The organism is Flavobacterium sp. HSC-32F16 (assembly GCF_024171645.1).
GTDB lineage: Bacteria > Bacteroidota > Bacteroidia > Flavobacteriales > Flavobacteriaceae > Flavobacterium.
Genome location: NZ_JALKAC010000005.1, coordinates 177,875 through 201,822, shown reverse-complemented (window position 1 = coordinate 201,822; position 23,948 = coordinate 177,875). Strand labels below are relative to the sequence as shown.

General features: G+C 33.4%; 26 protein-coding genes. 16 read left to right on the top strand and 10 right to left on the bottom strand.

Translation table 11 applies throughout. The features are described from left to right. Positions 1-37 precede the first annotated feature (37 nt). Complete coding sequence (locus L1276_RS16015; RefSeq protein ID WP_253789462.1) at positions 38-1,330, bottom strand: aminopeptidase P family protein; 1,293 nt, start codon at positions 1,328-1,330, stop codon at positions 38-40. 553 nt (positions 1,331-1,883) lie between these two features. Between L1276_RS16015 and L1276_RS16010 the strand changes: the two genes are divergently transcribed. After that, on the top strand, positions 1,884-2,615 hold the full coding sequence (locus L1276_RS16010; protein ID WP_253789459.1) for a hypothetical protein: 732 nt from the start codon (positions 1,884-1,886) through the stop codon (positions 2,613-2,615). A gap of 102 nt (positions 2,616-2,717) precedes the next feature. Here the strand turns inward: L1276_RS16010 and L1276_RS16005 are convergent, their stop codons facing one another. Continuing rightward, complete coding sequence (locus tag L1276_RS16005; protein ID WP_253789458.1) at positions 2,718-3,122, bottom strand: helix-turn-helix domain-containing protein; 405 nt, start codon at positions 3,120-3,122, stop codon at positions 2,718-2,720. 148 nt (positions 3,123-3,270) lie between these two features. Between L1276_RS16005 and L1276_RS16000 the strand changes: the two genes are divergently transcribed. The 6 genes from L1276_RS16000 to L1276_RS15975 all read left to right on the top strand — a co-directional run bounded on the left by L1276_RS16000 (position 3,271) and on the right by L1276_RS15975 (position 7,156). Next, positions 3,271-4,641, top strand: coding sequence for a polymer-forming cytoskeletal protein (locus L1276_RS16000; protein WP_253789456.1), 1,371 nt, complete (start codon positions 3,271-3,273; stop codon positions 4,639-4,641). Positions 4,642-4,721: 80 nt separating this feature from the next. After that, the gene (locus L1276_RS15995) at positions 4,722-5,426 is read left to right on the top strand and encodes a hypothetical protein (protein WP_253789453.1); all 705 of its coding nucleotides are present in this window, start codon (positions 4,722-4,724) and stop codon (positions 5,424-5,426) included. 7 nt (positions 5,427-5,433) lie between these two features. Continuing rightward, positions 5,434-5,889 (top strand): GNAT family N-acetyltransferase, encoded by a 456-nt coding sequence (locus L1276_RS15990; RefSeq protein ID WP_253789451.1) that lies wholly within the window; start codon positions 5,434-5,436, stop codon positions 5,887-5,889. 287 nt (positions 5,890-6,176) lie between these two features. Next, the gene (locus L1276_RS15985; protein ID WP_253789449.1) at positions 6,177-6,524 is read left to right on the top strand and encodes a hypothetical protein; all 348 of its coding nucleotides are present in this window, start codon (positions 6,177-6,179) and stop codon (positions 6,522-6,524) included. A 19-nt stretch (positions 6,525-6,543) separates the two neighbouring features. Further along, positions 6,544-6,696, top strand: a complete 153-nt coding sequence (locus L1276_RS15980) for a hypothetical protein (RefSeq protein ID WP_253789447.1) — start codon at positions 6,544-6,546, stop codon at positions 6,694-6,696. Positions 6,697-6,724: 28 nt separating this feature from the next. Next, complete coding sequence (locus L1276_RS15975) at positions 6,725-7,156, top strand: hypothetical protein (protein ID WP_253789445.1); 432 nt, start codon at positions 6,725-6,727, stop codon at positions 7,154-7,156. A 60-nt stretch (positions 7,157-7,216) separates the two neighbouring features. On the opposite strand, the gene L1276_RS15970 is transcribed toward L1276_RS15975, so the two are convergent. Continuing rightward, positions 7,217-7,621: a helix-turn-helix domain-containing protein gene (locus L1276_RS15970; protein WP_253789443.1), complete on the bottom strand. Its 405-nt coding sequence runs from the start codon at positions 7,619-7,621 to the stop codon at positions 7,217-7,219. 181 nt (positions 7,622-7,802) lie between these two features. Between L1276_RS15970 and L1276_RS15965 the strand changes: the two genes are divergently transcribed. The 4 genes from L1276_RS15965 (at position 7,803) to L1276_RS15950 (ending at position 9,860) form a co-directional block, all read left to right on the top strand. Then, positions 7,803-8,180, top strand: coding sequence for a nuclear transport factor 2 family protein (locus L1276_RS15965; RefSeq protein WP_253789441.1), 378 nt, complete (start codon positions 7,803-7,805; stop codon positions 8,178-8,180). A 233-nt stretch (positions 8,181-8,413) separates the two neighbouring features. Beyond that, a complete protein-coding gene (locus L1276_RS15960; RefSeq protein WP_253789439.1) occupies positions 8,414-8,869 on the top strand; it encodes a GNAT family N-acetyltransferase in 456 nt (151 codons plus the stop codon). 43 nt (positions 8,870-8,912) lie between these two features. After that, positions 8,913-9,452 (top strand): hypothetical protein, encoded by a 540-nt coding sequence (locus L1276_RS15955; protein WP_253789438.1) that lies wholly within the window; start codon positions 8,913-8,915, stop codon positions 9,450-9,452. A gap of 36 nt (positions 9,453-9,488) precedes the next feature. Beyond that, positions 9,489-9,860: a hypothetical protein gene (locus tag L1276_RS15950; protein ID WP_253789436.1), complete on the top strand. Its 372-nt coding sequence runs from the start codon at positions 9,489-9,491 to the stop codon at positions 9,858-9,860. Between the two features lie 514 nt (positions 9,861-10,374). Here L1276_RS15950 and L1276_RS15940 read toward each other — a convergent pair. Beyond that, on the bottom strand, positions 10,375-11,736 hold the full coding sequence (locus L1276_RS15940) for a hydroxymethylglutaryl-CoA synthase family protein (RefSeq protein WP_253789433.1): 1,362 nt from the start codon (positions 11,734-11,736) through the stop codon (positions 10,375-10,377). Between the two features lie 357 nt (positions 11,737-12,093). On the opposite strand from L1276_RS15940, the gene L1276_RS15935 reads away from it, so the two are divergent. Genes L1276_RS15935 through L1276_RS15920 form a run of 4 tightly spaced genes read left to right on the top strand, consistent with a single transcriptional unit; the run spans position 12,094 to position 15,960 of the window. After that, on the top strand, positions 12,094-12,759 hold the full coding sequence (locus L1276_RS15935; RefSeq protein ID WP_253789431.1) for a succinate dehydrogenase cytochrome b subunit: 666 nt from the start codon (positions 12,094-12,096) through the stop codon (positions 12,757-12,759). 11 nt (positions 12,760-12,770) lie between these two features. Next, a complete protein-coding gene (locus tag L1276_RS15930) occupies positions 12,771-14,771 on the top strand; it encodes a fumarate reductase/succinate dehydrogenase flavoprotein subunit (RefSeq protein ID WP_253789429.1) in 2,001 nt (666 codons plus the stop codon). A 21-nt stretch (positions 14,772-14,792) separates the two neighbouring features. Then, the gene (locus L1276_RS15925) at positions 14,793-15,167 is read left to right on the top strand and encodes a four helix bundle protein (protein WP_035653142.1); all 375 of its coding nucleotides are present in this window, start codon (positions 14,793-14,795) and stop codon (positions 15,165-15,167) included. A gap of 46 nt (positions 15,168-15,213) precedes the next feature. Then, on the top strand, positions 15,214-15,960 hold the full coding sequence (locus tag L1276_RS15920; RefSeq protein WP_253789427.1) for a succinate dehydrogenase/fumarate reductase iron-sulfur subunit: 747 nt from the start codon (positions 15,214-15,216) through the stop codon (positions 15,958-15,960). 65 nt (positions 15,961-16,025) lie between these two features. Here the strand turns inward: L1276_RS15920 and L1276_RS15915 are convergent, their stop codons facing one another. Further along, positions 16,026-18,329 (bottom strand): family 20 glycosylhydrolase, encoded by a 2,304-nt coding sequence (locus L1276_RS15915; RefSeq protein ID WP_253789425.1) that lies wholly within the window; start codon positions 18,327-18,329, stop codon positions 16,026-16,028. A 187-nt stretch (positions 18,330-18,516) separates the two neighbouring features. Here L1276_RS15915 and L1276_RS15910 point away from each other — a divergent pair, with 187 nt between their 5' ends. Continuing rightward, on the top strand, positions 18,517-19,293 hold the full coding sequence (locus tag L1276_RS15910; protein WP_253789423.1) for a DeoR/GlpR family DNA-binding transcription regulator: 777 nt from the start codon (positions 18,517-18,519) through the stop codon (positions 19,291-19,293). Here the strand turns inward: L1276_RS15910 and L1276_RS15905 are convergent. From L1276_RS15905 to L1276_RS15885, 5 genes are all read right to left on the bottom strand, one after another. After that, the gene (locus L1276_RS15905; RefSeq protein ID WP_253789421.1) at positions 19,290-20,360 is read right to left on the bottom strand and encodes a dipeptidase; all 1,071 of its coding nucleotides are present in this window, start codon (positions 20,358-20,360) and stop codon (positions 19,290-19,292) included. The two genes, L1276_RS15910 and L1276_RS15905, sit on opposite strands and share 4 nt — an antisense overlap. Positions 20,361-20,377: 17 nt before the next feature. Beyond that, positions 20,378-21,493 (bottom strand): D-TA family PLP-dependent enzyme, encoded by a 1,116-nt coding sequence (locus L1276_RS15900; protein WP_253789419.1) that lies wholly within the window; start codon positions 21,491-21,493, stop codon positions 20,378-20,380. Positions 21,494-21,496: 3 nt separating this feature from the next. Beyond that, complete coding sequence (locus tag L1276_RS15895) at positions 21,497-22,144, bottom strand: aldolase (RefSeq protein WP_053473323.1); 648 nt, start codon at positions 22,142-22,144, stop codon at positions 21,497-21,499. A 9-nt stretch (positions 22,145-22,153) separates the two neighbouring features. Further along, the gene (locus L1276_RS15890) at positions 22,154-23,185 is read right to left on the bottom strand and encodes a sugar kinase (RefSeq protein WP_253789417.1); all 1,032 of its coding nucleotides are present in this window, start codon (positions 23,183-23,185) and stop codon (positions 22,154-22,156) included. A 291-nt stretch (positions 23,186-23,476) separates the two neighbouring features. After that, a complete protein-coding gene (locus L1276_RS15885) occupies positions 23,477-23,944 on the bottom strand; it encodes a RidA family protein (RefSeq protein ID WP_253789415.1) in 468 nt (155 codons plus the stop codon). Positions 23,945-23,948 lie beyond the last annotated feature (4 nt).

Here is a 23,948-nt window from a genome sequence, read left to right as displayed (position 1 = left end):
CCTTAATAATCTAAATTATTAAGGGCTTTATTTTTATCTATTCATTCATCAAAGTTTCGATTTCGTCTACTTCAACTGGAATATTTCTCATTAAGTTAAAAGGTTCGCCTTTTTCCTGAACCACAACATTGTCTTCCAAACGAATTCCGAATTTTTCTGCCGGAATATAAATTCCCGGTTCAACTGTGAAAACCATATTCGCTTTCATTGGTTCGTGAAGCAATCCGTAATCGTGCGTGTCCAATCCCATGTGGTGAGAAGTTCCGTGCATGAAATATTTTTTGTAAGCAGGCCATTCCGGATTTTCGTTCTGAACATCGGCTTTGTCTAATAAACCTAAACCAAGCAATTCAGAAGTCATGATTTTACCCACTTCAATATGATATTGTTTCCAAAGTGTTCCTGGCGTAAGCATTTTTGTAGCTTCATTTTTAACATTCAAAACCGCTTTGTAAACCGCTTTTTGACGCTCAGAAAAACGTCCCGAAACTGGAATTGTTCTCGTCATGTCGCTAGAATAATTAGCATATTCTGCAGCAACGTCTAACAGAATCAAATCTCCGTCTTTACATTGCTGATTGTTTTCGATATAATGTAAAACATTCGCATTGTTTCCAGAAGCAATAATTGGCGTGTAAGCAAAACCTTTAGAACGATTACGAATAAATTCGTGTGCTAATTCGGCTTCGATTTCATATTCAGTAACATTTGGTTTTACGAATCCTAATAATCTGCGGAAACCTTTTTCAGTAATATCGCAAGCGTGCTGAATCAAATCGATTTCTTCGCTTTCTTTTACAGAACGAATTCTTTGCAAAATTGGATTGCTTTTCGCTACGTTGTGAGCAGGATAACGCTCTTTCCACCATTTTACAAAACGAGCTTCGCGAGTTTCAGTTTCAACCGAAGCGCGGTAATGTTCGTTGGTATTAATGTACATCGTATCGGCATACGTCATCATTTCGTTCAAAACTTTATGAAAATCCTGTAACCAATAAACCGTTCTAATTCCAGAAACCTGAAAAGCACGTTCTTTAGTCAGTTTTTCACCTTCCCAAACTGCAATATGATCGTTGGTTTCTCTCAAAAAAAGAATTTCTCTCTGGCTTTCATACGGCGCATCCGGAAACAAAAGCAAAACACTTTCTTCCTGATCTACACCGCTTAGATAAAAAATATCTCTATGTTGTGCAAACGGCAAAGTACTGTCGGCACTAATTGGGTAAATGTCATTTGAGTTGAATACTGCAACAGAGTTAGGTTTCATTTCAGCCATGAACTTTCTGCGGTTTTTTACAAAAAGTGCGCTGTTTATTTGATGATATTTCATAATTATTTCGTTTTTGAACTTCGAATTTCAAAATTACTAATTTTTGAATAAGTGGCGTATAATAGATTTATTAAAGTTTTCTTATTTGTTTTGAGTTTTGCTGCGAAGGCGCTAAGCGCAAAGTTTTTTTAACCGCAAAGGGCGCTAAGGTTTACGCAAAGCACGCAGGAGATTTTTGCTCGCAAAGACGCGAAGACGCAAAGTTTTTTTGTTACAAAGAACACAAAGTATAAGTTTTGTTTTGTCCTCCTGAGCGAAGTCGAAGGATCTGCGCAAAGTATCTCTTTAAATTGTAATGAAATAATCTCGCAAAGTCGCTAAAGCGCAAAGCTTTTATACAATCTTGTCATTTCGAAGAACGAGAAATCGCAGAGGTAGTTCTGTAAAGAAAATCATCAATATTGTTATTTTGATGAAAAGAAAATCGCGAACATTATTATTAAGTATAAAATTAGATTAGAAAATAAGTATATTTGATTTGCTAAATTATCTCAAAATTGTCCTTTGATGTAGAATTATAAAATTTGAATTGCTTATACGTAAAATTTAAATTATGGCTTATAAAGAAGATGCAATTGCATTAATTACAGAATCTAAAGAAATATTTGTAGAGATTAAGAAAGCTTATGAGGAATCTTTGCATGAACATGAGATTAAACCCAAATTATTGATTAAAATTAAAAATTTCATGGAAAATCTAAGGTCCGCTTTGGACTTTACTGCTCATCATTTGTTTGATAAATACGGTGTTGCAGTAGCAGGAAATAATAATGTCTATTTTCCTTATGCTTGGACAGGATTGACTTTAGATGAATTTAGAAGAAAAAATTTGATTCAAAATAGAATTCCTGGTCTTATCGTAAATCGACCAGATATAGCTGCTGAAATTGAATCTTATCAGTATTTTTCCAGAGCCGAAAATTATTGGTTGCCAAAGTTTATGGAACTTAATAATGAAAATAAACATCAAAGATTAACTCCTCAAACACGTAAAGAAACAAAAGAGCTCAATGTGAAATCTAAGGATGGGGCAGTAACTCTTAAGGTTTCTCCTAATCAATCAATTATTTTACCGGAAGGGGTGACTTTAAAAATGGGAAACGCAACTATAAGAGGAGGACAAAGTTTTAGCTTGGAAAGCCCACCAGTAATAATTAATGGGACTAATGAAATTATAATTTGGGTATCATTTGAATTTACAGATATTAATGAGCCTGTTCTTTCATTGTTAGAGAATGCTTTAAATGGATGTTTTAAGATAGTTTCGGAATTAACTGATAGATAGCTTGATAGAACATATGTTTTAAAATATATCAGAAAAATATAAAAGAAAAAACCGAAGCCTTCAATTTGAAAACTTCGGTTTTTCTTTTATAAAAACAAAATTTTATTTCTTATCAAGTAACTTCTCCAAAAGCGCAACTTTCTCTTTTTCACTTTCAACCAAACGCTCATAAAGTTTTTCATTCTTTTCAATAACTTCCAAAAGTTTATCAAGTGGATTAAATGTACAATTATTATGATTTATTGATGAAGATCCATTATCATAACTATTTCCCATAATATTAAAAACAGCTTCTTCAGAAAAGTTTCTAATTACTTCAACAGGAACTCCTAAAGCTTGTGCAATTTTCTTTAGTTTTTCTTCATCAACACTTTCGCTTCCTTCAATAATCGAGATCGATTGTTGGTTTGTGCCAATTGCAATAGCAAGCGCTTCCTGCTTCATATCTCTCAGTTCTCTAATTCGGCTAATGTTTCTGCCGATATGTTTTGGTTTTACTGTGCTCATGATTCAAAGATATTCAAAATTCTTATACATTTTTGGTCTATGTAGAAAACAAGATTGTATTTGTGAGATACAAATTGTAAATCTTTTCGTGTGTAAAAATACAACTTTTCTGACTATCGTTTGATTTTGAATTTAGAATTACGTAATCTTGATATTCAAAAAAATCACTTCGATCAATACCAATAAAATGCAGAATTCCAATTTTAAATTAACAACAATAGCCGAAATCAAAACTAAATATCCTTTTTTAAGTGAAGATGAAAAGTTTGATTATTTTGATGAATGGCAAGACGAAGATTTTTTTCTAACGGCAGACGAAGATGTGAATTTTGAAGGAATTTTTTATCTAGACCTTTATGAAGATAAAGAGAAAAAATGGCTTGCCAAATTGCTAAATCTTCCAGATAAAAAGATCGAAGAAATAAGAATTGAAGGCATTTTTGTAAATGGAGATTTCTCTGTTAGCGGTTCTATTATTAATGCGGAAGGCGATTATGGTCCCTATATTTTCATTAGCGGAAGCGTAAACTGCCAAAGTCTTTTGCTTGGTGGTGCAAATGTTGAAATAAAAGGAAATGTTACAGCAAAAGAAGTTGTGATGACGTATTACAATCATGGAAATTTCAATTGTTCGGGTTCTATAAATTCTCCGGTTTTTATTGTAACAGATCACAATACGGCATTTGCCGAAAGAAAAAATGATTTATTTTATTATAATGATAGAGATGAAATTGATTCGAAAAATGAATGCGAATATGACGATGAAACGGGCGATGAAATTATCTCAAACGAACTCCGAAAATTACTCGATAATCCGTTAATTGAAACTTTTGAAGAATTAGAACGAGATTTGGCAAGAGGCGAATTAGTTTTAAAACAAAATAATCCGCCGTCTAAAACTTATGAATATTGGCGCGAGCGCGTTTTGGTAAACTACAGAGATCTTAAGCTGGTTCCGAATGAATTTAAAACCGAAGAACTTTGTAATCTGGCATTAAATAAAACTTTTCATGCTTTGCCGTTTATCGATCAGGATTTAATAACTTCTCAACTCTGCGAAAAATTAGTCAGCAAAGAAGGTTTTGCAATTCAGGTAATTCCAGATGAATTTATAACGAAAGAACTTTGTTTTAAAGCAGCAGAAAGTGGTACAATGTTAAGATTAATTCCGTCAGCATATTATTCAGAAGAATTGATATTATTGGTTTTCAAAAACGGAAAACATCAGCCGGATATTAACGATGTTCCTTCTGCATTTATAACAGAAAATCTTCTTGTAGAATATGTAAAAATTGGAAAAGGCCTATGGCTGGATAAAGCCTGCAAAGAAAACGGAATTGATAAATTGCATATTTTAAAACAAGTAATCGATTCTGGAATTGAATATTTGGATAATATTTTTGGAAATCATTTCAGCAAAGAAACTGTTGATTATGCTTTTTCGGTTTATAAAAACGACGAAGATTGGAATAAATATGTTCAAAAATATAAACAGAAATTTGAACGAATTGAGAAATGAAAGAGCTAGTAATTGAAAGCAAAGGAATAAGAACGAATGAAAATTAAGTGATTAGTTAATAATATTTTTTAATTAAAAAGATGAAATTTAAAACTGCCCTACTTTTATTGATTTTAATAATTTTTGTGAGTTGCAAAAAAGATTCTTTTGCATCAATAAAAATAAAAATAGAATTTGAAAATAAATTGAATCAAGATCTTTCCAAAATTTATGGTATTCAAGTTTATAAAGACGGAAAAATAGTTAAGAAATTTGGGGCATTTGAAAAACCGTATATACAAAAGGAAATTACTTTAGACAGTTTGGCAAACGGAAGTTATAAAATTGTGTATGAGAATTTGATTAATCAAACTTTGCAGAAAACAGTCCAAATAGAAGAAAACAAATTTTACGAGGTTTCGATATTTGCTGATTATTCAGATTATAGAACTTTAATTAGCAAATCGTTTGTTCGAAACTTGGAAGAAAATCATAAAGTAGAGTTCTATTTTGAAAGTGTAGGCTGTTTTCATTCTGCAAAAGAAAGTTTAATTATTTCTAAAAAAGGCAAAAAATATTACGTTGAGAGTAACGGTAAATCTCGAAATTTAAATAGAAAAGAATTGGACGCCATAATTAAACTGGAATGCGAATTAGATCTCATAAAATATGGTGGCTGTACAACATCAGATCATTACATTGTCAAATCTGGAAACGAACAAAAGGAATTTTATGATGAAACGTGTAAATGGAATGGTTGGAATAATTTGCTTAAGCTACTTAATTTGAAGAAAACTAAAGTTTAATTTTGATATGGTAGATGATAAAATCAAAATCAGAAAAATCCAAAACGAGGACCTAGACTTCGTCTACAAAGCAATCTGCGAACTCGAAAATGAAGTTTTAGATTTTAAAGTTTTCGAAATGATATTCAATGAAAACATTTCAAACCCAAAAAATCTATATTTAATTGCCGAAAACGAAAATGAAAATGAAGGTTTAGGATTTATTAGTTTTCATACTCAAAATTTACTACATCATTGCGGATTGGTTGGAGAAATTCAGGAATTTTTTATTCATCAAAAATATCGCGGTCAAGGCGTTGGAAGAGTGTTAATAAATGAGATTTTGAATTTTGCAGAAGAGCATAATTTAAAAAGTATTGAAGTTACGACCAATAAAAAAAGAGTAGAAAATGTGGCGATTTATGAGAATCTAGGTTTTAGTTTAAGTCATAATAAGTTTACGATTACCAGTCTGTCATTCTGAGGAACGAAGAATCACACTAGAAACTCGGCAAAGATTGGAAAAAATCTCAGAATCTTAATTTGGGCGTGTCCCTCCGGGGCGGGCTTTCGGCTATATCTTTTATTCCGCTCCACTGCATAAAAGGATACCGCCTCTATCCCTCACGCGAAATCGTACTTAATCTCTTTTTAAATGTATAAAAAGCTATTAAAATAGATGAAATATTAAATTGTTGAAAACTCACTAAAGCCTAAAACTTTATGGTGTTCATTTATTTGTAAATTGCATGTCTAATAAATTAGATTAAAATGAATATACTTCAACGAGCGGAACAAGGACAATCTTTTTTAGTAGCCAATGATGGTCAATTTTTGGGTAAATTAAGTTTGAATCAATACGATAGTGAATCTATTTCAAATAGCTATGGCTCTTTTGGTAGTCAATATTCATCAACGTCTATTAAAAATCAATATTCTCAATACGGGAGCCCATATTCTTCATTAAGCCCATTTAATCAATATACAAGTACTCCTCCAACGATTTACATTAGGGGAAAAAAACATGGTTTTTTGACAAAAAACAAATATCTATCAGGGACTTCGATTGATCCAGATGCTCTTAATGATTTAATGCGTAAGAATAATTTAGTTTATTAATATGACTTGGACTGAAATAATGAAATTTATTGCTGCAACTCTTGTTTCTGTAGGCGGTGCAACAGTGATAATTTTAGGTTTAGCAAAATGGTTTGGAGATTTTATATCTAAACGTCTTCTTGATAACTATAAGAATAAACATGAAAATGATCTTGAAGGTATAAAAAAATAAATATAGTAAAGAGCTTGAAGGAACAAAAATGGAATTAGAAAAAGCTAAATCTCAATTTTTAAGATATTCTGAAAAGCAGTTTGATCTTTATAATTCTTTATGGCGAGTTTTGCTTTATACTAAGGTTCAGGCAGATGAACTTTGGGAGGATGCGAATCCTGAAAAATTGCCATCATTTAGTGAACAGATTAAACTTACGAAAAATGCAATTAATAATGATTTATTGCTTATAGAAGAAAAGCATTACGAAAAGTTGATGGAACTAATTAAGCAATTTGAACAATTTGAGTTTGGTAAAGTTAAATTAGTTGATGTGAGAGGAGATTCAGATCATAATACAACTGAAATTTCAAGTCGCCAAGCAGAAGAAACGATAAATTCAAATAGAATGACCAAAGAGAGATATGATGAATTAATTATAGAGATTGGTAAAACATTTCGAGAACAAATTAAAGGATAGTTTAAAAATGAAATTTTCAATGTTGTAGATTTTCATTTTTTCTTTTATAAAAATAAATTTCTATTTCTTATCAAGCAACTTCTCCAAAAGTGCCACTTTCTCTTTTTCAGCTTGAATTAACTGTTGGTAAAGTTTTTTATTCTCTTCATACGATTCAATAAGTTTATCAATCGGATTAAAAGTACAACCTAAATTAATTGCAGAAGAAGCATTGTCATTATATGTATTTCCAATCATATTAAAAACTGCATCTTCAGAAAAGTTTTTAATTACTTCAGGTGTAACTCCTAATGCCTCAGCAATTTTCTTTAGTTTTTCTTCATCAACACTTTCGCTTCCTTCAATAATAGAGATAGATTGTTGGTTTGTGCCAATTGCAATAGCAAGCGCTTCCTGCTTCATATCTCTCAGTTCTCTAATTCGGCTAATGTTTCTACCGATATGTTTTGGTTTTACTGTGCTCATGATTCAAAGATATTTAAAATTCTTTTACCTTTTTTGGTTTATGTAGAAAACAAGATTGTATTTGTGCGATACAAATTGTAAATCTTTTCGCGGATAAAAATACAATTTTTCTGACTATCGAATTGGTTTTGAATTTAGAATTGTGTAATCTTGATGAAGCAATCTTTTAATAGAAAATTATATGACCAACAAAGAAAAAATAATCCAAAATTACATTGAATCTTATAATCAATTTGATATCAATAAAATGACTGCCGATTTTAATGAATCGATCATTTTTGAGAATGTTCAAAATGGCGAAATTAACATGACTTTGAATGGAATAGATGAGTTTAAAACTCAAGCCGAAAAAGCCAAAGAATATTTTTCAGAAAGAAAACAAACGATTCAATCATTCAATCACGATTCAAATGCTGTAACAATTGAAATCGATTATTATGCAGTTTTAGCAATAGATTTTCCAAACGGACTAAAAGCTGGTCAAGAACTCAATTTAAAAGGAAAATCTGTTTTTGAATTTTCAGATAATAAGATTGTAAAGCTGACGGACATTAGTTAGAGTCATAATAAGTTTACGATTATAAATAAAGATATATTTCAATAGCCCCCAGTTTTAACTGCGGGTAAATATTTACACAGTTAATCGGCTTTAGCCAAAATGAGTTTTTAGGCTAAAGCCATTATCTTGAAGTTTTTTAACCTCCAGCTAAAGCTAGAGACAATTAATTCATTTTGTGATTTTTTTCAAAGTTTTAATCTTGAAAAAAGATTCGATAGATTTATTTCATACCAATGACAATAGAAAAAGCTAAAATAACCGACAACGAAATCTTAACTTTAATAACCAAAAAGTCAAAAGCATATTGGGGATATTCGGCAGAGCAAATTCAAAAATGGGATAAAAATCTAACCATTTCGCAAGATTATATCCGAGAAAATAATGTTTTTAAATTGGTTGATAATGATTTGATTCTTGGATATTATTCTTATGTTTTTAAAGATGAAAAAGTAATCGAACTCGATAATTTATTTATTTTGCCAGAACATATTGGTAAAGGATTTGGAAAACAATTACTTCTCGATTTCTTAAACCGAATTAAAGAAACTGGAATCGAAAAAATAACGCTAGATTCGGAACCAAATGCTGAGGAATTTTACGCTAAAATGGGATTTGTGAAAATTGGAGAATTTGAAACCGCAATAAAAAAACGTTTTATGCCTATTATGGAAATGAAATTTATAAACTGAACAGATAATCTTAAAACAAACTATGAATACAAAACAACGTTGCATGATCGGATTAGTATTTTTTCTAGTAAGTTATTTGTTTTTTTCTGGTCTTTTACCAAGTTTAAGCGAATCAATAGATTTTGCGCATTGGTTTAATTTAATTGGCGCTTGTTTTTTGTTATCATTTAATGATGTATGTCCTAAAACAAAGACAAATAAAGTAGCTTCTATTTTAACAACTTTAGGTGTTATTGCGCATATCGGACTTTGTACAATCGATTTTATAATGTCAAGTTACGGAAACAACGAAATCGAAAAAGCCGAGTTGAGTCAGCATATCAGCAATTCGCCATTGATTTTTTATCCATTTGTGGCTGTTGGACCGTCTTTACTTTTTCTTGGTCTGGCTTTACACGCATTTACTTTTATAAAAACAGAAACCATAAAGTCTTTAATGGTAATTGTAGGTTCGGTTGCTGTCGGGATTTCTTTTTTTGCTTTAAAAAACGGAATTTTGATGGTTTTGAGTTGCGCCGTTTTTGTTTTAGGATTGGGTTTATTGCTTTATAAAAACGAAGCCAAAAAAGTACTGAACGAATAAAAGTTGTATTTTCGTTCCATAATCAAAACTTAAAGATTGAAAAAACATATAAAATACCTAATTGCACTCTTTCTGACTTTTGTCGTGATTGCGGGCGATGGTACTTTATATTCTCAATCTAAATCGGCAGAATATTATCAATCTTCATTTGTAGTTTTAAGAAAAGAAATAGATCTTAAAAGTTCTCGTCTATATAAATTTGGTCAAGTTGTTTCTTGGAATGAAATAAGATTTTCAATTGTTCTAAATTTTCTTAAAACCGAAAATGTTTTTACTTTTCAAATCAAGAAACTGCTGAAAATTCAAAATCTGCTTTATCAAAATCTAACTTCATTTATAAATCAATCTGTTTTTATAAATGAAATAATCATTTCAAAACACTTCTATAAAAGTTTATACAACGCTTAAGAAAATTTATTTCTAAGCACAGATGAAATAATAATGTCTAATCATTTATCATTTTCACAATGTATAAACAAAATAAAAATTCTCGTTTGGAGCAATCTAAGCGACCACTTCTTCATTGGATAAAAAGAAAATTTATAATTATAATAACTGCTTTTATGTTAGGTATGGCAAACGGAATGCATACGGAAGATACCCGAATTAAGGGGAATCAGAATTATACAGAACAGCATAAAAAGGATTAAGGTTTTAATTGGAAAATTAGTCAATTTGATAATTATTTCTTTGTATTGTGACCTTTGTCAAAGTTTAAAACTTTGACAAAGGTTTACACATAATCTTGTCATTTCGACTGAAAGGAGAAATCACACAAGTAATTCGACATGGAAAATCGCCAATCTTTGTAGAGTTTCTAGTGTGATTTCTCCTTTCAGTCGAAATGACAAACTGTATAAAAAAACAAAAAACCGAAGCGTTTGCTTCGGTTTTTTATTGGAATTTCTTTATTGAAATTTTATTATTCAATCCATTTATAATATCTCGCACCAATCAAAACAGGAATCTCTTTTTCAATTCGGTCAAGAACCCATTCGTTTTTTGGAGTTCTTATACTTTGTTTTTGTTCTTTTTTATGAAGACTTTCGTAAGTATTGAAATCAATTTCAACGCTTTCAGCTAAATTTTCAAAAAGTTTTACATCTGCTAAAGCCGATTTCCATTCTGGTTGAATTGTTCCTTCAAAAACTTTAGATTTCGATCCGCTTCCGTACGCTAAGAAACCGAATTTAGTTCCTGAAATCGCTTCGTTTGTATCATAAAAATGAGCCAAAGTCGATAACAATCCCATGAAAATAGAACCTGTATAAAGATTTCCAATTAATGAAGAAGCCAATTCAGCAGGTTGTAATTTCTCGGTAACAAAACTTCTGTAATCTTCAGATTTTGCTACTTCTTTAATTTTTGTTTGATAATCTGCAGGTGCAATATCATCGGAAATAATTTTTTCGGCACTGTCTAAAGCGTAGATTTCAGACAACATTCTTCTTCCTTGAAAAGAATACGGCAAATGCATTACGATGCTGTGCCAAGTGTTGTATAAAGTTTCAGTCGTGTTTTTTAATTTTTTAAATGAAAAGTAAGCATTTCGCGTACGGTCCATATAACATTGGTTCGAATATTGTCCGTCAAAAACCGGCTGGTCTTTGTGGATTTCGATTTCAACTTCTAAATTATCAAACCAAGAATCGTTGTTGGTGTTTTTTGTAATTTCCTCTTTTGAGATAGTTCTATAGGGTTTAAAGAAATCGAAAACACCTTTTGTACTTGTTGCCCAATTGTTATCAAGAGCAATGATTTTTGGATCTGCTGAAATTAACATGGCAACCGCTCCAGCACCTTGTGTATATTCTCCGCCAGAATTTAAATCGTATTTTGCAAAATCTGTGGTAACAACAATTGCTTTTTTAGCTGGGTTCAGTTTTACAAAATCCAAACAGTTCTGCATTGCATCTACACCGCCAATACAAGCAAAAGTAAAATCGACAACATCGCATTCTGCCAATGAATCTTCGCCAAATTTCTGCTCCATTAAACTAATCAAATAAGAAGCAATTGGTTTAGAACTATCGATGCCGCTTTCGGTACCAACATAAATTCGGCTGATTTCTTTTAAGTTAATTTTATTATTGATGATAAGCTTGGTTAAAGCGTTTGCTCCAAAAACAACAGCGTCCTGATGAACGTCTGGAAAAGTCATTTTTAGTAATCCAAGACCTTTTTCTAATTTTTCTGGTTCAATATTTCTGGCAATTGCCAAAGTTTTTATGGGTAAATGTATGTTTGCTACGTCGAAAGAAATAGCATCAATTCCTGTTTTCATTCTTGTTTTTTTGAGCGGCTAAAGGTAAAACTATGTTGCGGAATGACAATTTTTTACTTAGACAAAATTTATATGCAGTAACACTTTTGATGAAATCAAATCAAAAGTTTGAATAAAATAACAATATGATAAATTTTTAGTAATCTCGTAAGTATTGAAATTAGCGTGAAATGGCTCTAAAGCAGTTTTTTAAATTTTTTTATACTAAATTATTTATTATTAAAAACAAACTTATACGTAAAACTACTTATATCTAATCTATTTTAAAATCATTATAAATAAGAGCGAAATGGTTGTAGTTCTTTTGTAATTGAGTTATTTTTGTCTAATTTTTTAAAACAAACTACTTAAACACTTATGGCACAATCTGCACTATTGAATGCTTCCATCTTAAAGAAAGTAGCTATGGCTCTTTCGGGAATATTCTTAATCACGTTTTTAGCGCTGCATGTTTCCTTAAATTTTATTTCTATTTTGAGTGAAAACGTTTTCAACGAAGCTTCTCACTTTATGGGATACAATCCGCTGATACAATATGTAATGCAGCCAGTTTTGGCATTCGGGGTAATTTTCCATTTCGTAATGGGATTTGTACTTACAGCTCAAAACAGCGCAGCAAGACCAATTGCGTATGCAAAATACAACGGAGCTGCAAATGCTTCTTGGAGTTCTAGAAATATGATTATTTCTGGATTAGTTATTTTGGCATTCTTAGGATTGCATTTTTATGATTTCTGGTTTCCTGAAGTAAGCTATAAATATATAGCAGGTGAAACACCAAATGCTACTAGGTATTATGGAGAGTTAGTTCACAAATTTCATAGTCCGGTGCGTACAGGATTGTACTGTGTGTCTTTTATCCTTTTAGGATTTCACTTATGGCACGGGTTTGCATCTTCCCTTCAATCAGTAGGGATGCACAACAAATATTCTAGATTTTTAGCTAAAGTTGGTTACGGTTTCGCAGTTGTGGTTCCGGCTGCTTTCGTAATTATCGCATTATTTCATCATTTCAATAATTAATATCAATTATAATGGCATTAGATTCAAAAATTCCAAATGGTCCTATAGCGGATAAATGGACAAATTATAAAGATCATATTAATTTAGTAAACCCTGCTAACAAACGTAATTTAGATATTATTGTCGTTGGTACAGGTTTAGCTGGAGGTTCGGCTGCGGCTACTTTGGCTGAGTTAGGATATAACGTAAAAGCATTTTGTTTCCAGGATTCTCCACGTCGTGCGCACTCTATTGCGGCACAAGGGGGAATCAACGCTGCGAAAAATTATAAAGGTGACGGTGACTCAGTTTACAGATTGTTCTACGATACTGTAAAAGGAGGAGATTACCGTGCACGTGAAGCAAACGTTCACCGTTTGGCTGAAGTTTCTGCAAATATTATTGACCAATGTGTGGCTCAAGGGGTGCCATTGGCTCGTGAATATGGCGGACTTTTAGATAACCGTTCTTTTGGAGGAACTTTGGTTTCTCGTACATTTTATGCACAAGGGCAAACAGGACAACAATTATTGTTAGGAGCATATTCTGCAATGAACCGTCAAATTGGCCGTGGAAAAATTAAAATGTACAACCGTCACGAAATGCTTGACATTGTAATCGTGAACGGAAAAGCGAGAGGTATTATCGCTCGTAACTTAATTACCGGAGAAATAGAAAGACATTCTGCTCACGCGGTAGTAGTTGGTTCTGGAGGATACGGAAACGTGTTTTTCCTTTCAACAAATGCTATGGGAAGTAACGCAACAGCAGCTTGGAAAATTCATAAAAAAGGAGCGTTTTTCGCAAATCCTTGTTATACACAAATTCACCCAACATGTATTCCGGTTTCAGGAGATCACCAGTCAAAACTGACTTTGATGTCTGAATCTTTACGTAATGATGGTCGTATTTGGGTTCCTGCAAAATTAGAAGATGCTCAGGCAATTCGTGAAGGAAAGAAAAAAGCAACAGATTTATCTGAAGCAGATAGAGATTATTTCTTAGAAAGAAGATATCCAGCTTTTGGTAACTTAGTTCCTCGTGACGTTGCATCTCGTGCGGCAAAAGAAAGATGTGATGCTGGTTTTGGAGTTAACAAAACAGGTGAAGCAGTTTACTTGGATTTCGCAGCAGCAATTAAACGTTACGGAACTGAAGATGCTTACGTAAAAGGTTTAGATGATAAAGATGCTGCTTTAGTAACTAAATTAGGAGCGGCAATCGTGAAAAGTAAATACGGAAACTTATTCCAGATGTATTACAAAATCGTCGATGAAGATCCTTATACTACACCAATGATGATTTACCCTGCGGTTCACTATACAATGGGTGGAACTTGGGTTGATTATAACTTAATGACTACAATTCCTGGATGTTTCTCAATTGGAGAATCTAACTTCTCTGATCACGGAGCAAACAGACTTGGAGCTTCTGCTTTAATGCAAGGTTTAGCTGATGGATATTTCGTACTTCCTTATACTATTGGAGATTATTTAGCTCCGGATATTAAGATGGGAGAAATTTCTACAGACTTACCAGAATTCGTTGAAGCTGAAAAAGCGGTTGTTGATCAAATTAATAAATTCATCAATAATAACGGTAAACATTCTGTAGATTATTTCCACAAAAAATTAGGAAAAATTATGTGGGATAAAGTAGGTATGGCTCGTAATGCTAAAGGTTTAACTGAAGCTATCGAAGAAATTGCTGCTTTACGTGAAGAGTTTTATAAAGATGTAAAAGTTCCTGGAAGCGCTTACGAATTTAATCAGGAATTAGAAAAAGCAACTCGTGTTGCCGATTTCTTAGAATTAGGAGAATTGTTCGCGAAAGATGCTTTACACCGTAATGAATCTTGTGGTGGTCACTTCCGTGAGGAATACCAAACAGAAGAAGGAGAAGCACTTCGTGATGATGATAACTTTGCATACGTTGCAGCTTGGGAATACAAAGGAAAACCAAGTGATGCCGTATTACACAAAGAACCTCTTAATTACGAAAACATTAAATTAGTTCAAAGAAGTTATAAATAAAAAAGTTAAGAGTTAAGGGTTGTGAGTTTAAAGTCGTTCGAAGATTTAGAGTGCTGGAAAGCAGCACGTGAATTAAGAATCTTTGTTTCTCAAAATATTCTTTCGAAATTTCCAATTGACGAAAAATATGCCTTAACTAGTCAGCTTAAACGATCTTCTAGATCTGTTAGTGATAATATTGCCGAAGGGTTTGGAAGATATCATTATCAAGAAAATATTCAATTCTGCAGAATTGCCCGAGGTTCATTAACCGAATCTTTAAATCAGGTAATTACTGCTTTAGATGAGAATTATATTGAAGAAGATTTGTTGCAAAAATTTAGAGAAAGGTTCGAAAGAACCAAAGCAATATTAAATGGATATATAAATTATTTAGCTAGGACTAAAATGGAGTAGTAACCCTATGACGTTTAACTCTTAACTTATAACCCATAACAAAATTATGAAACTTACATTAAAAATATGGCGTCAAAAAAACGCTCAAGATAAAGGAGGGATTGTAGAATATCCTATTGATGGAATTGAACCAGATATGTCTTTCCTTGAAATGCTTGATGTTCTTAACGAACAATTAATCAATAAAGGAGAAGAGCCTGTAGCATTTGACCACGATTGTCGTGAAGGAATCTGCGGAATGTGTTCTTTATTCATCAACGGTGAAGCACACGGACCAGACAGAGGAGTTACAACTTGTCAGTTACACATGCGTATGTTTAAAGATGGTGATACAATTTTTATTGAGCCATTTAGAGCAAAAGCTTTCCCGGTAATTAAAGATTTAGTTGTTGACAGAAGTTCTTTTGACAGAATCCAGCACGCGGGAGGATTTATTTCTGTAAATACTTCAGGAAATACAATTGATGCGAATACTATTCCAATTAACAAACACGATGCAGATAAATCATTTGATGCTGCAGCTTGTATTGGCTGCGGGGCTTGTGTTGCAACTTGTAAAAACTCATCGGCAATGTTGTTCGTTTCTGCAAAAGTTTCACAATATGCATTATTACCGCAAGGTAAAATTGAAGCGGTTGACCGTGTATTAAACATGGTTCACCAAATGGATTTGGAAGGTTTTGGTAACTGTACAAATACCGGAGCTTGTGAAATCGAATGTCCTAAAGGAATTTCGCTTGAAAATATCGCACGTATGAACCGTGAGTATTTAGCAGCGAGTTTAAAAGGATAATTAAAACGTACAATTTTAGTTTATATAGAAAAACGCTTCCGTTACGACGGAAGCGTTTTTTGTTTTTATTCATAATACAATTGCGACTCGCTTATTTCCTGTTTCTCTTTTCCTTCCTGCTGCATAAAACAAGTTAAAGCAGTTCCTCCAATTTGATCAAAATAACTGATATTGATTTTGTGAAATCCTTTTTCGAGTTTAACCACTCCGTAAGCTTCATTAAGCCAATGAATGCCATCATTATTTACAACTAATTCATTGTCTATAAAAAGCTTCGATCCGTCATCAGAAAGGGTTGAAATTGTATAATTTGCTGTTTCGGGTATAAAGATATATCCGTTAAATTTTAAGCCTATATAACGCTCTAATTTTGTTTTCCATTTTTCAGCACTTATTCTGCCTTCAAAAATGCCTGAATTCACAGGTTTTCCTAAATCTAAATCCTGAACCTGCTGAAACAATGTTCCGGTAAAATAATCGAATTTTAATCCTTTCTTGGTTGGCTTTACCGATAAAGCTGGTTTCAAATCTGGATTTCTAACCAATATTTTGCTAATTGAGCTTTTTCTGCCGCTCGGGCTGATTTGAAGTGTTTTTATAATTCGGAATTCTCCTTTTGGTATATTTATCGTTACGGGTTTAGTATAAAGTTCTGCCGTTTCATCCGGATTGTAGCCATCGATAGTGTAAAAAATCTGTCCGTTTTTAATTGTTGGTTTTAAATCCAGAATATATTTTGATGCAATTAAAGCCGTTTCTTCAGAACCAAAAGGAATTGGAACTTTATACATTCTTTTTTGTGCTTCCAGTTTTTCCAGATGATGCGGAATTTGATTCAAAATAAAACCATTGTAATTTTTGTTTTTAGGTTCAGTCCAGGCAATTTCTGCCAAAGCAAAAACACGCGGATAAATCATATAATTTAATTTGGCTGGAGTTGTTAAATATTCTGACCAAAGATTAGACTGCACGCCCATAATATATTTTTGCTGCTCTACAGTTAAGCTGTCTACAGGAGTTGGGTTGTAGTTGTAGATTTTTTCAACCGTTGTTAATCGTCCAATCGTTAAAGGTTCCTGAGGAGAATAACCTTGATTGTAATCCAGATAAAGCACTTGTTCTGGATTCATAATCACAAAATGCTTTTGTTTCGCAGCGCTGATGCCGCCAGATTCACCTCGCCATGACATTACGGCTGCGTTTGGTGCGAGTCCGCCTTCGAGCATTTCGTCCCAGCCTAAAATTTGTCTTCCGTTTGCGTTTAAGAATTTCTCGATTCGGGTTGTGAGGTAACTTTGTAATTCATGTTCATTTTTTAAACCTAAGGACGCAATTCTCTTTTGACAGTTCGGACATTCTTTCCATCTTGTTTTTGGGCATTCGTCTCCGCCGATATGAATGTATTTACTCGGAAATAAAGCCATAACTTCGGTTAGAACATCTTCTAAAAAAGTAAAAGTTTCTTCTTTTCCGGCACAAAAAATATCTTCAAAAACGCCCCAATATTCTACCACTTTATAATTTCGATCCGGGAAACAAGATAAATTTGGGTAAGCCGTTACCGCCGCCGTTGCGTGACCCGGCATTTCTATTTCGGGAATAATATTCACATAATGATCTTCGGCAAATTTCACAACGTCTTTAATTTCTTCCTGAGTATAAAAACCACCGTACGGATTTCCGTCAAAAAAATAGGGAAATCTTTCAAATTTATTGCCCACTAAAGTCTGTGCTCTTTTAGAACCAACTTCGGTTAATTTTGGATATTTTTTTATCTCAATTCTCCAGCCCTGATCATCGGTTAAATGCCAATGGAAATTATTTAATTTATAATAAGACATTTGTGCAATAAAATCTTTTATAACATCAATCGAGAAAAAATGACGGCAGACATCAAGGTGAAGCCCGCGGTAGTCGTATCTGGGCTGGTCTTCGATGGAAACGCAAGGTAATTTTACTTCCTGATTTTTGGGTTGATTCGGCAAAAGCTGTAATAAACTCTGAACCGCATAAAATAATCCTTCTTCACTTCCGGTTACGGTTATTTTTTTGGAAGAAATATTAATTTTATACCCTTCTTTTTTTGAAGTTTCAGATGGTTTTTCGGCAATAAACAAAACTTCAATATTGCTTTTTTTATTTGATGTATTTGAGTTTATAGCCGATTCAAAAATCTGCGCTGTTCTCAATTCTTTTGTGCTGTATTCATTTTTATCGAATACAATTTTGATTTTTCCGCTTATGCGAATGCTGTCTCCGTTCGTTTTATAAAAATTTGGAGCCGGAATTATAGAAGTATTGCCAGAAGTGCTTTGTGCATTTCCAAAAGAACAACAGAAAATCAAAAAGAGAAATATACTTTTTTGCATGGTTACTTTTTTGTTTGTTAAACAAATTTAAGGTTTGTAAGTTAGTTTGCATTTTTTTTGCAAAAGACATTTGTGTTTAAATGTCTTTAAAATAGTGTAATTAACTTTATAATTACGTTGTGTTATAATTTGTTTCGCAAGAATATTGCATTTATTGTTTACATTTGTTCAAAAAAAAAGAATTCGCATGAATAATGATAATGAAGTGGTTAATTACACTAAAGAAGAACGTAAAAATCTTATTTTAAAAGAGATTAACTTGCATACCCGTGTAAGTTTTGAAACCCTTTCGAGTAAATTATTTGTTTCTGAAGATACTGTAAGACGTGATATAAATGAACTTGAGTCAGAATCTTTGTTGATTAAAGTTAAAGGCGGTGCTATGACTAAGGCGTATCACCATTCTTCCTCTAATCAGACTTATGCGGGCGAATCCAAACAAATTATCGCGCAAAAAACTTTAGGTCTTCTTCATGACGGCATGGTTTTACTAATTGGAGGCGGCACTACAATTAGAGAATTCATTCGGCTAATTCCTAATGATTTAAGTTTGACTATTTTTACGGTTACCGTTTTATCTGCTGTTGAACTTTTGGATAAACCCAACGTTAAAGTTATCATGATTGGCGGCAGTATTTCGTCCTACAGCCAAATGTGTGTGAGCGGCGATGTTTATAATCAATTGGCTAATATTAAAGTCGATTTATTAATATTAGGAACCAATGCTTTAGATATTGAAGGCGGTTTCTCTGATTCTGACTGGGAAACGGTTCAGGTTAAAAAAGCAATGATTCAGGCTTCAGAAAAAACAGCTATTCTTACGATTTCTGAAAAACTGGATACGGTTCTAAAAATGAAAATTGCCAACTTATCTGAGGTAGATTATGTTGTGACGGAAGTTGATCCAAGCGACGAAAAATTACAATCGTATAAGAAGGCAGTTCCAAGTTTAGTTTTTATTTAATCCCAATTCTTCATTAAAAAGTTGATCCAGTTTTGGTGAAAGATTTTATTTAAATCTTCATCAGAATAGCCGTTGTTTTTAAAAATCAGAACCAATTTTTGTAAATCGGCTATCGTATTTAAATCATATGGAGATTGTTCTGTTCCAAAAGCACCGTCCAAATCTGAACCTACACCAATGTGATTTGCGTTTCCGGCCAATTGACAAATATGATCCATGTGTTTAAAAACGGTTTCCAGATCACAATTCATTTCCAAAGGCATCGAAACACCTCTCTGCCAATTTGGAACCAGCATCCACGCATCTAAAGCACCTCCAATAACAGCTCCTCTAGAAATTAAAGCTTTTATCATTTCATCGCTGTATTGACGATTGTGATCAACCAGACTTCTGCAATTGTTATGACTTGCCCAAACTGGCCCGTTATAATGATCTAAAGCCTGCCAAAAAGCATCGTCGCACAAATGCGTTGCATCCAGAATAATATTCAAACGTTCCATTTCTTTTAATAAATCAAGACCGTTTTGATTCATTTTTCCCGTTGCGTCCGTTCCGTTTGCATAACGTCCGGGGCCGTAATGCGCAGGACCAATCGCACGTAAACCGTAATTGTATACTTTTTCTAAATAAGAAATATCAATTATAGAATCAGCGCCTTCTAAACTTAAAATATAACCAATTGGTTTTTTATCGTTTGGAGTTCCGTCGTTCCATAAATCAATTTGTTTCTGGAGCGATTTTTTATCTGTAATGGGCGTTATTTCTCCCGCTTCTTCCATGGCTTTGTACCAGGTCAATTGCCCTTGCGTTTGTGCCCAGGCTTGTTCAGGAGAATTCCAACCCGGAATAATACTGCCGGGTTTTACAAATCTTGCAATTTGCGTTGCCACAACAATTCCGATATTACCGCGTCGCAAATCAGGAAACGAAACTGTCGCACGTTCACGATCTGGTTTATCGGTCATTCCTTTTTCTAAACTGCGCAGAGTAGGAACATCATTTCTTAAATCACGGTTCCATTCCATCGCATTCATACTCAGGTCTAAATGGGCGTCTATTATAAACATATATTTTGACTTAAATTTTATATATTAATTTCTCTGCTTCGGGCGGCAACCTTCCATTGATCACAAATTTGATGTCCTTTATTTACAACCTGAACCGTATCATAAAGCGCGCAGGTAGGGCAAACGTGATAAGGAAGTGCGTAAATAGTGTCACCAATTTTATACTCGTTTTTTCCTCGGTTTTCCAAAATCAAATGTTCTTCAGAATGTGCTGTAGGGATTAGGTTTTCATCGTTTAAAATCACTAATCGTTTATCAATTGGATTTTCTGAAGCAACCGCTTTGTAGCCAATATCTATACAAAGTGTTGCATTTGTTGGTTTTGAAATTATGGTTCCAACGATAACCAAAGCAGGTTTGAATTTTTGTTCGGGCAGATGAATCTGATAATTGGAATCCCAAAAAACAAATGTTCCCGGACTGCATTCTACATTTTCCTGTGTGGCATAAAAGGGAAAAGTATTAGAACCGCCGGCAACAATTTTTAATTCATAACCCAATTTTTGTTCGATTGCTTCTGTTTTTTCTTTTATTTCAGAAAATGAACTTGAAGCGGTGTTCGTTCGTTCTTCGACACTGCCTTTTAAATGACCGTCGTAAATATGGATACCCTCAAAATGAAGGTTTTTTAATTTAATAATTTTATCGATTAAAGCCGACCAGTCTTCTGAAATCGAAAATCCGGTTCTGTTCATTCCGGTATTTAAATCCAGATAAATGTTCAGTGTTAAATTGTTTTCTTTAGCGATTTCATTTAAGGCTTTCGCCGAATCCAGATTGTCTGTAATTGTCGAAAAACGGGTATTCGGATATTTTTGAATCAGCGAAATCCATCTTTCTTTTTTAATTCCAATGGGCTGATAGGCGAGAAGAACATCCGGAATTTCATGTATTGCTCCTAGTTCAGCTTCGGCAATTGTGGCGCATTTTATTTTTTTGATGTTGTAAATTTTAAACAACTCCAGAATTTCGCTAATTTTATGGGTTTTAATATGAGGCCTTAATTTTTGTGTGTCACCATTTACTGAACCAATAAGGCGTTCAAGATTAAACCGGATACGATCTTCGTAAACGGCTAAAAATGGTGTATCAATGTTGATATCAGATTTAATTTTCCACCAATTTTCCTGCATAATTTAGTTTCTTGTTTTTTCTACAACTTCAATTAAATTTTGAAAGGCCTGCAATGCCTGTTCGTAATTTAAATTCAAAAGCATTTCTTTCGAAAATAAATTTGAACCAATTCCCACGCAGACAACTCCAGATTTAAACCACGATTTTAAATTGCTTTCTTCAAGCGTTACGCCTCCGGTTGGCATTATTTTTAAACTTGGGAAAGGCGCTCGTATCGCTTTTACATATCCGGGACCACCGATTTTATCAGCCGGAAAAAGTTTTACAACTTCGGCACCTAATTTATTGGCGTGTAATATTTCATTTAAAGTAGCAGCCCCGGGAATCCAGTAAATATTATTCTTAAGGCAATACGCTCCAATTTCCGGATCAGTATGCGGACAAACGATGCAGTCTGCTCCTAATTGATGGTATATTGCTGCTTCATCAACAGACAAAATAGAACCAACGGCTATTTTAACATCCAGATTATTTGCTTTTTTAAAGGCTGTCATTTGGGTAAAAACTTCTTTTGCATCATTCGCGCGAGCAGCAAACTCGATAATTTTTATGCCAGCATCAGCCGCTGATTGCAATACTATTTGGGCTGTTTCAATGTTGATTTGGGTTACTAACGGAAGTACACCTTGCGTTTTTAAAATGCTGTACATATTCTTTATTTATCTATTAATTCTATTACTTGAGCCGTTTTTAATAAAATGACTTATTTCGTTGAGATTGCTTATCGCGAAATCTCCGTGAATGCTTTGTTTGATTACGCCGCAGGCTGTTGCCCATTCAATACATTCCTGCCCGGATAATTTGTTAGATAATCCGTATAGTAATCCGGCGTTAAAAGCATCTCCGGAACCAATTTGATCTGTTACAACATGTATTTTGTGTTCTGGTGTTTGGTAAAAATTACCTTCATGGAGCAATAAACCTTTGTATAAATGTGCCGGTCCGTCTGATTTTCTAAAACTCATGGCGAGTGTTTTTAGAAAAGGCATTTTTGCTTTTAATAATTCGAATGTTTTTTGAAAACGATTTTCATCAGATTCTTTGCTGTCGGTTTTTATTCCGAAATAAATTTCAATGGCATCTAAATCTGCAACCGTAATTGTGCTGTATTGTAATAAATCAGGCATAATTTCCGATGGATGTTTTCCGTACTGCCATAATTTTGATCTGTAATTAAAATCAGAAGAAATGGGTATGCCTTTTTTATGCGCTGTCAAAATAGCTTCTTTACAAGCTAAGCCAGCTTCATGTGAAACTCCCGGACTTATTCCCGACCAATGAAAATGGGTAACATCAGCTAAAGCCAAATCCCAATTAATCTGATCTTTTTGAATGGTTGCAAAAGAAGAATTGCTTCGGTCGTAAATCACCTGAGATTGTCTGATTTGATTTCCGGATTCAACAAAATATAAGCCCAAACGTTCTCCGCCATAAACACATTTTGAGGTATTTACTTTGTATTTCTGAAGTTCGTTTAAAGCCAATTGTGCCAAATCATTTTGAGGCAATCGTGTAATATAATCGGTTTGAATTCCGAGTTGGGAAAGTAAAACACAAACATTGGCTTCGGCACCGCCTACATGAATTTTTATTTCATCTGCCTGTGTAAACCGGTTTCCATTGGCAACATTCATCCGAAGTAATAATTCTCCAAATGCTGCTATTGTTGTTTGTGAGGTAATTGTATTCATGTTTTATTTTATTTTTTTTAAAGCCACAGATTATACAGATTAAAAGGATTTTTTTGCCACGAATTACACGAATTTTCACGAATTAATTTTTTTACTTCAAGCATATAAAAATTAGTGCAAATTCGTGTAATTCGTGGCAAAAAGATTTAAGCATTATCCAAAAAAATAATCCCTTTAATCTGTGTAATCTGTGGCCTAATAATTTTTTTACATAACCACAGACTTAGAATCAAAGTATTTTCTTAACCAATTCAGATTGCTCTTTAATCTTTATCGTCTGTGGCCTATTTTTTAGAATAATTCGAAAACAGCTTCAACTTCCACAGGAATATTGTCCGGTAAAGACCCCATTCCTACGGCACTTCTTACTCCAATTCCGTTTTCCTGTCCCCAAACTTCAGCAAACAATTCACTGCAGCCGTTTATAACATATGGATGTCTTAGGAAATCGCCGTTGCAATTCACCATTCCTAAAACTTTTATCACTCTTTTTACTTTGTTAAGACTTCCAAAATTGGTTACAATTGTCGAAAGCATGGTTAAGCCGACTTGTCTTGCAGCCCGTTTTCCTTCTTCGATATCCATGTCATCGCCAATTCGTCCAATGATTAAGGATTTATCGTCGCGAACAGGGCCGTGACCAGAAAGATACAAGTATTTTCCGTCGACTAAATAAGGTTTATATATACCAAGAGGTTGAGGCGCTGGCGGTAACGATAAGCCTAGGGTTTCAAATTTTTCTTGTGGTAATAAATTCATGATA

Bases quoted from the DNA above. Each gene is read 5' to 3' on its own strand.
- L1276_RS15975 (WP_253789445.1), top strand. From the start codon at position 6,725: ATGGAATTAGAAAAAGCTAAATCTCAATTTTTAAGATATTCTGAAAAG.
- L1276_RS15895 (WP_053473323.1), bottom strand. From the start codon at position 22,144: ATGTACAGCATTTTAAAAACGCAAGGTGTACTTCCGTTAGTAACCCAA.
- L1276_RS15995 (WP_253789453.1), top strand. From the start codon at position 4,722: ATGAAATTTAAAACTGCCCTACTTTTATTGATTTTAATAATTTTTGTG.
- L1276_RS15985 (WP_253789449.1), top strand. From the start codon at position 6,177: ATGAATATACTTCAACGAGCGGAACAAGGACAATCTTTTTTAGTAGCC.
- L1276_RS15935 (WP_253789431.1), top strand. From the start codon at position 12,094: ATGGCACAATCTGCACTATTGAATGCTTCCATCTTAAAGAAAGTAGCT.
- L1276_RS15980 (WP_253789447.1), top strand. From the start codon at position 6,544: ATGAAATTTATTGCTGCAACTCTTGTTTCTGTAGGCGGTGCAACAGTG.
- L1276_RS15960 (WP_253789439.1), top strand. From the start codon at position 8,414: ATGACAATAGAAAAAGCTAAAATAACCGACAACGAAATCTTAACTTTA.
- L1276_RS15965 (WP_253789441.1), top strand. From the start codon at position 7,803: ATGACCAACAAAGAAAAAATAATCCAAAATTACATTGAATCTTATAAT.
- L1276_RS16015 (WP_253789462.1), bottom strand. From the start codon at position 1,330: ATGAAATATCATCAAATAAACAGCGCACTTTTTGTAAAAAACCGCAGA.
- L1276_RS15970 (WP_253789443.1), bottom strand. From the start codon at position 7,621: ATGAGCACAGTAAAACCAAAACATATCGGTAGAAACATTAGCCGAATT.
- L1276_RS16005 (WP_253789458.1), bottom strand. From the start codon at position 3,122: ATGAGCACAGTAAAACCAAAACATATCGGCAGAAACATTAGCCGAATT.
- L1276_RS15885 (WP_253789415.1), bottom strand. From the start codon at position 23,944: ATGAATTTATTACCACAAGAAAAATTTGAAACCCTAGGCTTATCGTTA.
- L1276_RS15890 (WP_253789417.1), bottom strand. From the start codon at position 23,185: ATGAATACAATTACCTCACAAACAACAATAGCAGCATTTGGAGAATTA.
- L1276_RS15905 (WP_253789421.1), bottom strand. From the start codon at position 20,360: ATGTTTATAATAGACGCCCATTTAGACCTGAGTATGAATGCGATGGAA.
- L1276_RS15900 (WP_253789419.1), bottom strand. From the start codon at position 21,493: ATGCAGGAAAATTGGTGGAAAATTAAATCTGATATCAACATTGATACA.
- L1276_RS15920 (WP_253789427.1), top strand. From the start codon at position 15,214: ATGAAACTTACATTAAAAATATGGCGTCAAAAAAACGCTCAAGATAAA.
- L1276_RS15930 (WP_253789429.1), top strand. From the start codon at position 12,771: ATGGCATTAGATTCAAAAATTCCAAATGGTCCTATAGCGGATAAATGG.
- L1276_RS15915 (WP_253789425.1), bottom strand. From the start codon at position 18,329: ATGCAAAAAAGTATATTTCTCTTTTTGATTTTCTGTTGTTCTTTTGGA.
- L1276_RS16010 (WP_253789459.1), top strand. From the start codon at position 1,884: ATGGCTTATAAAGAAGATGCAATTGCATTAATTACAGAATCTAAAGAA.
- L1276_RS15940 (WP_253789433.1), bottom strand. From the start codon at position 11,736: ATGAAAACAGGAATTGATGCTATTTCTTTCGACGTAGCAAACATACAT.
- L1276_RS15990 (WP_253789451.1), top strand. From the start codon at position 5,434: ATGGTAGATGATAAAATCAAAATCAGAAAAATCCAAAACGAGGACCTA.
- L1276_RS15955 (WP_253789438.1), top strand. From the start codon at position 8,913: ATGATCGGATTAGTATTTTTTCTAGTAAGTTATTTGTTTTTTTCTGGT.
- L1276_RS15910 (WP_253789423.1), top strand. From the start codon at position 18,517: ATGAATAATGATAATGAAGTGGTTAATTACACTAAAGAAGAACGTAAA.